9 protein-coding genes are annotated in these 12,829 nt (G+C 66.2%); 5 read left to right on the top strand and 4 right to left on the bottom strand.

From position 1 onward, the window contains the following. Positions 1-38: 38 nt before the first annotated feature. The 4 genes from BW991_RS24325 to BW991_RS04145 form a co-directional block, all read right to left on the bottom strand. Entirely contained in the window at positions 39-1,565 is a 1,527-nt protein-coding gene (locus tag BW991_RS24325; protein WP_076600819.1) for a DUF5666 domain-containing protein, read from the bottom strand. Continuing rightward, positions 1,562-2,422: a DUF6502 family protein gene (locus BW991_RS04155; RefSeq protein WP_076600818.1), complete on the bottom strand. Its 861-nt coding sequence runs from the start codon at positions 2,420-2,422 to the stop codon at positions 1,562-1,564. Before BW991_RS04155 ends, BW991_RS24325 begins: the two co-directional genes overlap by 4 nt. Before the next feature lie 79 nt (positions 2,423-2,501). Next, positions 2,502-3,095, bottom strand: a complete 594-nt coding sequence (locus BW991_RS04150) for a hypothetical protein (RefSeq protein ID WP_076600817.1) — start codon at positions 3,093-3,095, stop codon at positions 2,502-2,504. 190 nt (positions 3,096-3,285) lie between these two features. Next, positions 3,286-4,818 (bottom strand): fumarate hydratase, encoded by a 1,533-nt coding sequence (locus BW991_RS04145; RefSeq protein WP_076600816.1) that lies wholly within the window; start codon positions 4,816-4,818, stop codon positions 3,286-3,288. 250 nt (positions 4,819-5,068) lie between these two features. On the opposite strand from BW991_RS04145, the gene acs reads away from it, so the two are divergent. The 5 genes from acs to BW991_RS04120 all read left to right on the top strand — a co-directional run bounded on the left by acs (position 5,069) and on the right by BW991_RS04120 (position 12,779). Beyond that, complete coding sequence (gene acs, locus BW991_RS04140) at positions 5,069-7,042, top strand: acetate--CoA ligase (RefSeq protein WP_076600815.1); 1,974 nt, start codon at positions 5,069-5,071, stop codon at positions 7,040-7,042. Positions 7,043-7,242: 200 nt separating this feature from the next. Then, positions 7,243-7,440, top strand: coding sequence for a hypothetical protein (locus BW991_RS04135; RefSeq protein ID WP_170879050.1), 198 nt, complete (start codon positions 7,243-7,245; stop codon positions 7,438-7,440). 10 nt (positions 7,441-7,450) lie between these two features. Beyond that, on the top strand, positions 7,451-10,210 hold the full coding sequence (locus BW991_RS04130) for a sensor histidine kinase (RefSeq protein WP_076600813.1): 2,760 nt from the start codon (positions 7,451-7,453) through the stop codon (positions 10,208-10,210). Between the two features lie 25 nt (positions 10,211-10,235). Further along, entirely contained in the window at positions 10,236-10,607 is a 372-nt protein-coding gene (locus tag BW991_RS04125; RefSeq protein ID WP_018990971.1) for a response regulator transcription factor, read from the top strand. Between the two features lie 3 nt (positions 10,608-10,610). Continuing rightward, a complete protein-coding gene (locus tag BW991_RS04120; RefSeq protein ID WP_076600812.1) occupies positions 10,611-12,779 on the top strand; it encodes a 3'-5' exonuclease in 2,169 nt (722 codons plus the stop codon). Positions 12,780-12,829: the final 50 nt, after the last annotated feature.

Here is a 12,829-nt window from a genome sequence, read left to right as displayed (position 1 = left end):
CTCTCCTCAACATTGGGGTGTCTTGTCCCGGTGGTGCTTCAGTCGTGTTCGGGGCGTTCGATGCGTTCCGGCCGTTCCAGCTTCTCCGGCCGCTCCACGCGCTCGATGCGTTCCGGCCGGTCGATACGTTCGGTGCGTTCGATGCGCTCGATCCGGCCGCTGCCGTCGAAGCGCTCGATGCGCTGGCGGGTCTCGACGCGGTCGCCCGAAGTGCGTGTCTCGATGCGTTCGCGCAACAGCAGGTCGCCGCTCGGGCTCACCTCCGTGCGTTCGATCCGCTCGCGTTCGACCTCGCCGGAGGGGGACAGCTCGCGCTCGATGCGTTCGCGTCCCGATGCGCTTTCGGTCTCGATGCGTATCCGCTTGTCGTCGATCTCCGTCCGCGTCTTGCCCGAGCCGTGGTCCTTGCCGTTCTCGCCGGTGCCGGATTTCCTTCCGGACCGGGAGCTCTCGCGGGCCTCGCCGGCCCCGAAGCCGTCGCGCACGACCTCGATGCGGGTGGCCTTGACCTTGCGTTCGCCGGTGAACGTGCCTTGCACCCGGACACGCGTGTCCTTGTCGAGCGTGCCTGCCGCGCTGTCCGCGAATTTGGTGCCTTCCGCCAGTTCCACTTCGAAACCGCTGATATCCATCCGGTTGTCGGCGCGCTCGAGCACCAGGCCTTCGACGATAGCGTCGCGCACGCGCCCGGCGAAGGGAATCGTCGGATTCGCGCTCGTCTGCGTCACCGCCAGCGCACGTCCCGTCCATGTGCCGCGTACCAGCGACTCCGCATTGCCCCGGGCGTCGCCGCTCAGCGCCAGTCCGTGCAGCGTGCCGTCGCCGCCGCGCGTTCCGACCGCGCTCGCCTCGCGCAACTGCGGTGCCCGCTCGACGCGGGTTGCGAGCACCTCGCCGGACGCATTGCGGAATCCGCTCACCCGCACCATCTCGCCGGCGCGCAGGCCTGCGTCGACCTTCGCTCCTGACGCCAGCTGCACCGCCTGACCCATCACGCGCAGCGGCGCGGAGCCCTTGCGTGCTGCGGTCACGGGACCCTCGTAGGCGTGGACGATCGCGATGCTGCGTGCTTCCAGTCCCCGCGGCGAAGTGCCGGCCTCCACCGCGACGACCTGTCCCACGGCAAGGCGCGACACGGTGCCGCCGATACCGTTTTCGGACACCGGAACGGCCTCGTCGTAATGCACCTCCACCCCGTTCACGCAAATCGATGCGAAGCCGGTGATCGTGCCGACGATGCCCGTGCCGCCGGTTCCGCCTTCGCGGGCGGGGGCTCCGGTGCCGCCGATCCCGCCCTGCGCGAGCGGCGCGCCCGTGCCTCCGATTCCCGACGCCACCGGCGCTCCGGTGCCGCCGATGCCCGATGCGGCAGGTGCGCCGGTACCGCCGATGCCGGACGCCGGCGACCCCGTGCCGCCGATTCCGCCTTCGCGCCGGGGGGCGCCGGTACCACCGATGCCGCCCGGGTCTACGCACACCGGCGCGGCAACCGCCGGGACAACGCCGCACAGCGCGAACGCGAGGCCCGCGACAAGCCGGCGCAGTGGGTGGAAGCGATCACTCATGACGGGGATTTCGGCGAGGCGTCGCCGGACGCGCTCGTGCCCGAAGTCGACTCGCTGTAGAAGTAGAGGCCGATCGTGACGCGCTGTCGCGCATCGGGGGCTTGAGCGTCCTGCGCTTCGAGATCCGAGGCCAGCGTGTTGAAGGCGATCAGCGCCTGCATGCCTTCGTTTGCGACGGCGTCGCGCAGGCGCGCGATGCTGGCCGGCGACAAGGCGTCGTAATGCACGCTGCGCTCGAAATACGGTGGCCCTTCGGTCGTCAGGTTGTGCACCGCCGCGCAGGCATGGTCATGCACGTTGTGGCCGAAATAGGCCGCCTTCTCGTCGAAGCCTTTCTGTGGAATGAAGGCCGCAGTCTCCAGATGCACGCGGTCGTGTTCATCCACGCGCGCGATCCCGAGCCGCAGCCATTCGTCGAGCACTACGCGCGCCCGGATGTCCTTGCTGACGCGGGCGACCAGTGCATCGAAGGAGCGTTCTCCGCCCGTGCTGGCGAGCCGTGCCAAGGGCGTGGGCTCGCCCGGGTGCGTGCAGAACGGCGCGGTGGTCTGCCAGGTGCTCACGAGGTGGGCTCCCAGGGATATGGCTGCGGGCAGATCATCCGCCACATCCGGCGGCTGGTTGCGCAGACGTTTGACGTCCTTGCGATGCACGCCGGTCAGGAGGCTGATCCTGCTGTCGGTCGGCGCATTGGCGTCGAGGCGGAACTCCTGCTCCGCGACCTCCACGAAGACGCCCTTGAGCATGTCCGAGACATAAGTATAGGTCACCCCCTTGCGCAGCATCAGCCGCACGAGCGGCCGCATGACGCGCCGGAGCGCGCGCAGCAGCGAAGTCGGCGGAGTGGGGGAATGCATGGGGTGCTTCTTCCGGGGTCAGTTGCTCACATCTTAACTGTGCGTGGGAAAAAATTCCATGCAATCCGCCGGGGCCTCCTCAGTCGCGCTCGCGACGTTCGACCCGCTCCACCCGTTCGGGTTTCTCGGGGCGATCCACGCGTTCGAGCCGCTCCATCCGCTCGAGCTTCTCGGGACGCTCGGCGCGGGCGACGCGCTCGGCGTTGTCGGGCCGTTCGACCGCGGCCCGACGCGAGTCGCTGCGCGCGAGTTCGCCGCCGGCAGTGGTACGGGTCGAACTGCGCTCGCTCAGCACCGTGCCGTCGGTTGCCGTGCGAACCTCGGTCGTCGTCTGGCTGGCCAGCCCGCCCTCGGCGTTGAAGGTCATTTCCTTGGTGCGGACGCGTGCAGGCGCGGCGCCGGTGGCGCTCAGGGTACGCGTGCGGGTCACCGTCGTCGTGCCATCCGCGTTGATGACGGTCTCCACGCTCTGCACCGGCATGGCGCCCTGCGAGCGCGAAACGCCGGCGGCAGCGGTACCGTCCGTCGTCACGGTCGCGTCGGAGGGAGCGGGTTCGGCTGCGGTCGTTGCGGTGGTCGTTGCCTCCTGAGCAGGTGCCAGACTCGAATGCAGTCCGAAGGCGAGGGCGGCCGCGGCATAAAACGAAACGGAAATCCCGGGGTGAAGTTTCATCTGATTCTCCTCAAGTATTGCGAGTGGGAAAAAATCCCACATAGGCCGACTTTAGGCGTCGGCACGCTTGAAGGTCAAGCGCGTGAGGGCGTGCAGATGTTTCGGGATGTGTGTCGCACGGATCCGGAGGGCGAAAAAAAGCCCGGCCGGGTAAGCGGCCGGGCTTGCGATGCCTCTGTCTGCGCGCGGATCAGGCGGTCGCGAGCGGAATCTTGCCGATCTTCACCTGCCACTCCTTCGGGCCGGTGTTGTGCACGCTGGTGCCGTTCGAATCGACCGCGACCGTCACCGGCATGTCCTGCACGTCGAACTCGTAGATCGCTTCCATGCCCAGGTCGGCAAAACCGACCACCTTCGCGCTCTTGATCGCCTTGGCGACGAGGTAAGCGGCGCCGCCGACTGCCATCAGGTAGGCCGACTTGTTGTCGCGGATCGCGTCGATCGCCGTGGGGCCGCGCTCGGCCTTGCCGACCATGGAGATCAGCCCGGTCTGCTCGAGCATCATGCGCGTGAACTTGTCCATCCGCGTCGCAGTGGTCGGGCCGGCGGGGCCGACGACTTCATCGCGCACCGGATCGACCGGGCCGACGTAGTAGATCACGCGGTTGGTGAAGTCGACCGGCAGCTTCTCGCCCTTCGCGAGCATGTCCTGGATGCGCTTGTGCGCGGCGTCGCGGCCCGTCAGCATCTTGCCGTTGAGCAGCAGCACCTGGCCCGGCTTCCACGACGCGACTTCTTCCTTCGTCAGCGTATCGAGGTTCACGCGTGTGGCGACCTTGGTGTCGGCCTGCCAGGTCACGTCCGGCCAGTCTTCGAGCTTCGGCGCTTCGAGCTTCGCCGGGCCGGAGCCGTCCAGTTCGAAGTGCACGTGGCGGGTCGCCGCACAGTTCGGGATCATCGCCACCGGCAGGCTCGCCGCGTGCGTCGGGTAGTCGAGGATCTTGACGTCCAGCACGGTCGTCAGGCCGCCCAGGCCCTGCGCGCCGATGCCCAGCGCGTTGACCTTTTCGAACAGCTCGAGGCGCAGTTCCTCGGCGCGCGTCAGCGTCGCGCCGGAAGCGGCCTTGTCCTTCAGTTCATGGATGTCGACCGGCGCCATCAGCGATTCCTTCGCCAGCAGCATCGCCTTTTCCGGCGTGCCGCCGATGCCGATGCCGAGGATGCCCGGCGGACACCAGCCGGCGCCCATCGTCGGGACGGTCTTCAGCACCCAGTCGACGATCGAATCGGACGGGTTCAGCGCATAGAACTTGGTCTTGTTCTCCGAGCCGCCGCCCTTGGCCGCACAGATCACCTCGACGTGATCGCCCGGGACGATCTCGTAATGCACCACCGCGGGGGTGTTGTCCTTGCTGTTCTGGCGCTTGCCGGCCGGATCGAGCAGCACCGAGGCGCGCAGCTTGTTGTCGACGTTGGTGTAGGCGCGGCGCACACCCTCGTTGACCATTTCCTGGACGCTCATCTTCGCGTCCCACTTCACGTTCATGCCCACCTTGAGGAAGACCACGGCAATGCCGGTATCCTGGCAGATCGGGCGATGGCCTTCGGCGCACATGCGCGAATTGGTCAGGATCTGCGCGATCGCGTCCTTTGCGGCGGGGCTCTCCTCACGCTTCCAGGCCTCGCCGAGGGCCTTGATGTAGTCGAGCGGGTGGTAGTAGCTGATGTACTGGAAGGCATCCGCGACGGACTGGATCAGGTCTTCTTCGCGAATCACGGTCATGGCGCATCTCCTAACGTAAGGCCGGGTCACTTGGTAGGGGCGCAATTCTAGCAGTCCGCGGCCGGCGACGTCCCACCGGAATGGGCAATGTTCCACGGCATGGGGGTGTAAGTCCTGTGTAAGATACACAGCCTTAAATGCCGACCAGATCGCGAAGGCAGCATCTTCAGCGAACGACACATAAGACCGGATCAACCGGTCGGCCCTGCAGGGCGCTTCAATGACTTTGAATAGTTGAGGAGAGGTCAGTATGTCGAACGAACAGCAGCCCCGTCTGTATTACCCGTCGGAAGAGATGGTCAAGAATGCCGCGGTCTCGGGTATGGATGCCTACCGCGCACTGTGCAAGGAAGCCGAGGACGACTACGAGGGCTACTGGGCGCGTCAGGCCCGCGAACTGGTCGAGTGGAAGAAGCCTTTCACCCAGGTCCTGGACGAGAGCAACGCCCCCTTCTTCAAATGGTTTGCCGACGGTCAGCTGAACGTTTCCTACAACTGCCTCGATCGCAACGTCAATAACGGCCTGGGCGAAAAGGTCGCGCTGATCTTCGAAGCCGATGGCGGCGATGTGACCCGCGTCACCTATAAGGATCTGCTGGCGCGCGTGTGCAAGTTCGCCAACGCGCTGCGCGACATGGGCGTCAAGAAGGGCGATCGCGTCGTCATCTACCTGCCGATGTCGATCGAAGGCGTCGTCGCGATGCAGGCCTGCGCCCGTATCGGCGCGACCCACTCCATCGTCTTCGGTGGCTTCTCGGCGCAGGCGCTGCGCGACCGCATCAACGATGCCGGCGCTGTTGCACTGATCACGTCCGACGGCCAGTTCCGCGGCGGCAAGGCGCTCCCGCTGAAGCCGATCGCCGACGAAGCCCTCGGAATGGGCGGCTGCGAAAGCATCAAGAACGTCATCGTCGTCCAGCGCACCGGCGGTGCCTGCACGATGGTCGAGGGCCGCGACAAGTGGTTCCACGACGTCTGCGCCAGCCAGGCCGATACCTGCGAACCGGAATGGGTCGACGCCGAGCACCCGCTGTTCCTGCTCTACACGTCGGGTTCGACGGGCAAGCCGAAGGGCGTCCAGCATTCGACCGGCGGCTACCTGCTGCATGCGATCCTGACCATGAAGTGGACGTTCGACATCAAGCCGAACGATGTCTTCTGGTGCACGGCGGACATCGGCTGGGTCACCGGCCACACCTACATCACCTATGGCCCGCTCGCCTGCGGCGCGACCGAGATCGTGTTCGAGGGCGTGCCGACCTACCCGGACGCCGGCCGCTTCTGGAAGATGATCCAGGACCACAAGGTCAACATCTTCTACACCGCGCCGACCGCGATCCGTTCGCTGATCAAGGCCGCAGATAACACCCCGACCGTTCATCCGAAGAATTACAACCTGTCGAGCCTGCGCATCCTCGGCTCGGTCGGCGAGCCGATCAACCCGGCCGCGTGGGAGTGGTACTACGAGAACGTCGGTGGCAGCCGCTGCCCGATCGTCGACACCTTCTGGCAGACCGAGACCGGTGGCCACATGATCACCCCGCTGCCGGGCGCGACGCCGCTGGTTCCGGGCTCGTGCACGCTGCCCTTCCCCGGCATCATTGCGGCCGTGGTCGATGAGACCGGTACCGAAGTGCCGAACGGCCAGGGCGGCATCCTCGTCGTCAAGCGTCCGTGGCCGGCGATGATCCGCACGATCTGGGGCGACCCGGAGCGCTTCAAGAAGTCCTACTACCCGGACGACTTCAAGGGCAAGCTGTATCTCGCCGGCGACGGCGCGATCCGCGACAAGGACACCGGCTACTTCACCATCACCGGTCGTATCGACGACGTGCTGAACGTCTCGGGCCACCGCATGGGCACGATGGAAATCGAATCGGCGCTGGTGGCGCACGAGAAGGTCGCCGAGGCCGCGGTCGTGGGCCGTCCGGACGACCTGACCGGCGAGGCCATCGTCGCCTTCGTGGTGCTCAAGGGCGCGCGTCCGACCGGCGAAGAGGCCAAGGCGATGATCAAGGACCTGCAGAACTGGGTCGGTCACGAGATCGGGCCCATCGCCAAGCCCAAGGACATCCGCTTCGGCGAGAACCTGCCGAAGACCCGTTCGGGCAAGATCATGCGCCGGCTGCTGCGTCAGCTGGCGAAGGGGGAGGAGATCACCCAGGATACGTCGACCCTCGAGAATCCGGCGATCCTGGACCAGCTCAAGCAATCCGCGGGCTGACCCGGCATGAAGGGAGACCGGTCCGCAAGAGGCCGGCCCCGCATAAGAATAATTGAGGCAAGCCGGCGCGAGCCGGCAGTGGGAGGAGGAGAAGGCGCGCGCAAGCGCGCCTTTTTTTTCCCGGCGGGGGACTCGTTCCGGAGACCCCCGCCAGGCACCGGTATACTTCGGGTAGCCGTCGTCATCATGAGGGAGACATGATGCGCAGAGGTCTGGCTGGTCAGAGGCTCGTTGCGACGTTCCTGGGAGGGGCGTTGCTGTTCAATTATCCCGTGCTGTCCCTGCTCGACGGTTCCGAACCCTTCTTCGGCATGCCGATGCTGTGGGCGTGCCTGTTCGTCATATGGGCGCTGCTGATTGCGGTGGTCGCCTGGATCGCCGAACGTGGCGCGCGTTGAGGAGGCGGGGATGCTGTCGGGCACCGTCGTAGTCGCCGCATCGTTCGCGTACCTGCTGGTGCTGTTCGCGGTTGCCTGGTACGGCGACCGACGGGCGGAGCAGGGGCGCTCGATCATCGCGAATCCGTGGACCTATGCGATGTCGCTCGCGGTGTACTGCACGGCATGGACCTATTTCGGCAGCGTAGGGCGCGCGGCATCCGGCGGGGTGTGGTTCCTGCCGATCTATCTCGGGCCGACGCTCGCGATGAGTCTGTCGTGGGTGGTGCTGCTGAAGATGATCCGTATCTCGCGCACGTACCGGATCACATCGATCGCCGACTTCATTGCCAGCCGCTACGGCAAGAGCCACCTGCTGGGCGGCCTGGTGACCATCATCGCGGTGGTCGGCATGGTGCCCTACATCGCCCTGCAGCTGAAGGCGATCTCCAGCGGCTATTCGGTGCTCACCGGCAGCGACGACAGCGGCGTCTTTCCTTTCGCGACGGCGAGCTGGTTCAACGACGGCACGCTATACGTCGCGCTGACGCTTGCGCTGTTCACGGTGCTCTTCGGGGCGCGCCACCTCGACGCGGCCGAGCGCCACGAAGGCATGGTGGCCGCGATCGCGTTCGAATCGGTCGTCAAGCTGCTGGCTTTCCTGGTCATCGGCGGATTCGTCACCTGGGGGGTGTATGAGGGATTCGATGACATCTTCGCGCGCGCCTTCGCGGATCCGGAACTCGCGGCGCTGCTAAGCCTGAAGACCGCGAGCACGGCGGGCTACGGCGGCTGGTTCGCGATGACGCTGCTCGCGCTGCTGTCGGTCATCTTCCTGCCGCGTCAGTTCCAGGTGACGGTCGTCGAAAACGTGAACGAGCAGCATCTGCGCCGCGCGACCTGGCTGTTCCCGGGCTATCTGCTGCTGATCAACATCTTCGTGCTGCCGATCGCGCTCGGGGGGCTGCTGTATTTCGGCCGGGGCACGGTCGACCCGGATACCTTTGTGCTTTCGCTACCGCTGGCGCACGGCGAGCGGGGACTCGCGCTGCTGGCGTTCATCGGCGGCCTTTCCGCAGCGACGGGGATGGTCATCGTCGAGACGATCGCGGTGTCGACGATGGTGTGCAACGATCTCGTCATGCCGCTGCTGCTGAGCACCGAGCGCTTCAAGCGTAGCGACCACCCGGACCTCACCGGGCTTCTGCTCGGCATTCGCCGCGGAGCGATCGTCGTCGTGCTCCTGCTGGGCTATCTGTATTTCCGCCTTGCCGGCGAGGCCTACGCGCTGGTGAGCATCGGGCTGATCAGCTTCGCCGCGGTCGCGCAGTTCGCCCCGGCGATGCTGGGCGGCATGTACTGGCGCGGAGGCACCCGGGAAGGCGCGTTTGCGGGCCTGCTGGCGGGTTTCGTCGTATGGGCCTATACGCTGATGCTGCCGTCCGTGGCGAAGTCCGGCTGGCTCGACCGGACCTTTCTCGATCAAGGGCTCTTCGGCCAAGAGTTCCTGCGTCCGGAGCAACTCTTCGGCCTGGCAGGGCTGGACAGCATCAGCCATGCGCTGTTCTGGAGCCTGACCGCGAATATCGCGTGCTACGTGCTGGTGTCGCTCGCGCGCGTCCCGACGGGGCAGGAGGCCACGCAGGCGACGCTCTTCGTCGACGTCTTCAGCCGCGGCCAGGATGCCCCGGCGACCTTCTGGCGCGGCAGCGCGCAGGTGCAGGATCTGCAGCCGCTCGTGGCACGCTTTCTGGGCGCCGAACGCGCACGGCGGATGTTCGAAACCTATGCACGCGAGCGCGGAGTCCGCAGCATTGCGGAGCTCAAGCCCGACGCCGGTCTGGTGCAGTTCGCCGAAACCCAGCTCGCCGGCGCGATCGGCAGCGCATCGGCGCGCGTGATGGTGTCGTCGGTGGTGCAGGAAGAGCCGCTCGGGCTGGACGAGGTGATGGACATCCTCGACGAGGCCTCGCAGGTGCGTGCGTATTCGCATGAACTGGAGGAAAAATCGCAGGCGCTGGAGGCGGCGACGGGCGAGCTGCGGGCCGCCAACGAGCGGCTGAAGGAGCTCGACCGCCTCAAGGACGATTTCATGTCCTCGGTGACGCACGAACTGCGCACGCCGCTGACCTCGATCCGCGCGTTTTCCGAGATGCTGCTGGACGACCCGAAGATCGACCTCAAGGATCGCACGCGCTTCCTCGGAATCATCGTCTCGGAGACGGAGCGCCTCACGCGTCTCGTGAACCAGGTGCTGGACATGGCCAAGATCGAGTCGGGCCATGCCGAATGGCACAACTCCGACATCGACATGCGCGATCTGGTGGGGCATGCGGTGGAAACCACCGAACAGATCTTCCGCGACCGCGGCGCAGTGCTCGAGCTCGACCTTCCCGACCATGCACTGCACCTGCGGGCTGACCGCGACCGCCTGCTGCAAGTGTTGCTGAACCTGATCTCGAATGCGGCGAAATTCGTGCCGAACGACACGGGAGTGGCGCGTGTCCGCCTGACGTGCGAAGCCGGACAGCTTCGCGTCGATGTCACCGACAACGGTCCGGGGATTGCGCCCGAGCAGCTTGGCGTGATCTTCGAGAAGTTCCGCCAGGGCGGCGACGAGCGCGCGCGCCCGCAGGGGACCGGGCTTGGATTGCCGATCAGCCGGCAGATCGTTGAGCACTTCGGCGGCAGGCTGTGGGTGCAGTCGAAGCCGGGCGAAGGCGCGACGTTCAGCTTCGTCCTGCCGCTGTCGCCCGAGGCCGGCGACGGCCCGGACCACGCAATGACTTAGAATATAAAGAAGGAAAGGGGAGAGCATGGCCAAAAAAATACTGATTGCCGACGACGAACAGAACATTGTCATTTCGCTCGAGTTCCTCATGAAGCGCGAGGGCTATGAAGTGAGCGTCGCCAACGACGGCGACGAGGCGGCGCGGCGCATCCGCGCCGAAAAACCCGACCTCGTGCTGCTCGATGTGATGATGCCGAAGAAGAGCGGCTTCGAGGTGTGCCAGGAGGTGAAGTCCAATCCCGAGCTGCAGTCGGTGCGCATCCTGATGCTTACGGCCAAGGGGCGCGACACCGAGGTTGCGAAGGGGCTCGCCCTCGGGGCCGACGCCTACATGACCAAGCCGTTCTCGACCAAGGAGCTCGTGGAGCGCGTACGCAGCATGCTCGCGGAGCGCTGACGGATGACCGCTCGTGCGCGTTTCATCCTCGCGGTCTGCATCCTTGCGTTGCTTATGACCGGCCCCTTCGTCGTGACGACGGGGCTGGTGTGGCTGGAGGCGGGCGAGGCTGACCGGGCGCGGCTCATCGACGTGGTCGTGCCGCACCTGCCGCTGGGGGCGCTGATGACCATCGTTGGCTTCGCGCTCGGCATGGCGGTCGTGCGCAACCTGTTCCGGCACTATGTGCAGGGCCTGCTGCGCATGGATGAACACCTCAAACTGATGCTCGGCGCCAACCGCGAATTCCGCGTCAAGCCCAAGGGGCCGCCCGAGGTGCAGGCGCTGGCGCATGCGGTCAACGCCCTGGCGCAGCAGCGCGACGAGCTGCTGGAGGACGTCGAGGCGCAGATCGCACAGGCGAAGCAGTCCGTGGAGGAGGAAAAAAACCGCCTTGCCGCGCTGATGTCGGAACTCACGCAGAGCGTCGTCGTGTGCAACCTCGACGGCCGCATCCTGCTCTACAACCACCGCGCGCGACAGCAGTTCCGCGCCTTGTCGGATGCCCCGGCGGTTGCCGGCGGCGGCGAGCTGATCGGGCTCGGACGCTCGATCTATGCGGTCTTCGAGCGCAACCTCGTCAATCACGCGCTGGAAAGCATCCAGCACCGGCTGCGGCGCAGCGCCGCACAGCCGGTCGCCAATTTCGTGACGACGACGCGCGCCGGCCAGCTCCTGCGCGCGCAGATGGCGCCGGTGCTGTCGGTGGAGCAAGGAGAGGGCGGCGAGCGGGCCATCACCGGCTTCATCCTGATGCTCGACAACATCACGCGCACCTTCGAGACCGAATCGAAGCGCGACCAGATGCTGCACACGCTCACCGAAGGCAACCGCGCTGCGCTCGCCAATGTGCGCGCTGCGGCCGACATGCTCGAATACCCGGACCTGCAGGACGAGCTGCGCGAGCGCTTCCGCGCCGTGATCCGCGACGAGGTGCGGGGGATGAGCACGCGCCTCGACGAGACCGCCAACGAATTCGCCGACTCCCTCAAGGCGCGCTGGCCGCTCGAGGAGATGCTCGGCGCCGACCTGATCGCCGCGGCGCAGCGGCGCATCGAGAATGTCGTCAGGTTGCCGACCAAGCTGGAGGAGGTCGATGAGACGCTGTGGGTCAAGGTCGACAGCTTCTCGCTGCTGCAGGCCCTGACGTACCTGGCGAACCGCCTCTCGGACGAGTTCGAGGTGCGCGAGGTGCGTTTCCGCCTGAGCGGTGCGGGCCGGCTGGTCCACCTCGATCTGATCTGGTCGGGCCAGGCGATGAGCACCGAGACGGTGATGAGCTGGGAGCTCGAGCCGATGCGCTTCGCCGACGAGAACAGCCCGCTGACGGTGCGCGACGTGATCGAGCGTCACGACGGCGAGATGTGGCTGGAACGCGAGAAGGTCCGCCACCGCGCGTTTTTCCGCATCCTGCTGCCGGCCGCCATGCCGCAGGAACAGCTCGACGAGGCGACGATCCTGAAAGGCGAAAGCCGGCCGGAATACTACGACTTCGACCTCTTCAACTGGTCGGACAAGTCGCGCGCGCTGGACGACCGCCTGCTCAGCGAGCTGACCTACACCGTCTTCGACACCGAGACGACCGGGCTCAACCCCTCGCAGGGCGACGAGATCATCCAGATCGGCGCGACCCGCATCGTCAATGGCAAGCTGCTGCGTCAGGAGTCGTTCGAGCAGCTCGTCGATCCCGGTCGCTACCTGTCGCCCGAATCGGTGCGGATCCACGGCATCACGCCGGATAGGCTCAAGAACCAGCCGGCCATCGAGGCGGTGCTGCCGGCCTTCCATGCGTTCGCCGAGGATACCGTGCTGATCGCGCACAACGCGGCGTTCGACATGCGCTTCCTGCAGTTGAAGGAGGAGGCGACCGGCATCCGTTTCGATCAGCCCGTGCTCGACACGCTGCTGCTGTCCGCCGTCATTCATCCGAACCAGGATTCGCACCGCCTCGAGGCGATCGCCGAACGGCTCAACCTGTCGATCCTCGGACGCCATACGGCGCTGGGCGATGCGATCGTCACCGCCGAGGTCTTCCTCAAGATGATTCCGCTGCTGGCCGCAAAGGGCATCCGCACGCTGCGCCAGGCGCGCGAGGCGGCCGAGAAGTCGTATTACGCGAGGGTCAAGTATTGAACGCTGATCCCTCGCGGCGCGCACCGGCGTCTCCTGCGCGCTGCTTGACC

The organism is Aromatoleum tolulyticum, from assembly GCF_900156155.1.
In the GTDB taxonomy this organism is placed as follows: Bacteria; Pseudomonadota; Gammaproteobacteria; order Burkholderiales; family Rhodocyclaceae; genus Aromatoleum; species Aromatoleum tolulyticum.
Note: the sequence above shows the minus strand (reverse complement) of the source record. Positions and strands in the feature narration are given on the sequence as shown.

Bases quoted from the DNA above. Each gene is read 5' to 3' on its own strand.
- acs (WP_076600815.1), top strand. From the start codon at position 5,069: ATGTCGAACGAACAGCAGCCCCGTCTGTATTACCCGTCGGAAGAGATG.
- BW991_RS04120 (WP_076600812.1), top strand. From the start codon at position 10,611: ATGACCGCTCGTGCGCGTTTCATCCTCGCGGTCTGCATCCTTGCGTTG.
- BW991_RS04125 (WP_018990971.1), top strand. From the start codon at position 10,236: ATGGCCAAAAAAATACTGATTGCCGACGACGAACAGAACATTGTCATT.
- BW991_RS04155 (WP_076600818.1), bottom strand. From the start codon at position 2,422: ATGCATTCCCCCACTCCGCCGACTTCGCTGCTGCGCGCGCTCCGGCGC.
- BW991_RS04130 (WP_076600813.1), top strand. From the start codon at position 7,451: ATGCTGTCGGGCACCGTCGTAGTCGCCGCATCGTTCGCGTACCTGCTG.
- BW991_RS04135 (WP_170879050.1), top strand. From the start codon at position 7,243: ATGCGCAGAGGTCTGGCTGGTCAGAGGCTCGTTGCGACGTTCCTGGGA.
- BW991_RS04145 (WP_076600816.1), bottom strand. From the start codon at position 4,818: ATGACCGTGATTCGCGAAGAAGACCTGATCCAGTCCGTCGCGGATGCC.
- BW991_RS04150 (WP_076600817.1), bottom strand. From the start codon at position 3,095: ATGAAACTTCACCCCGGGATTTCCGTTTCGTTTTATGCCGCGGCCGCC.
- BW991_RS24325 (WP_076600819.1), bottom strand. From the start codon at position 1,565: ATGAGTGATCGCTTCCACCCACTGCGCCGGCTTGTCGCGGGCCTCGCG.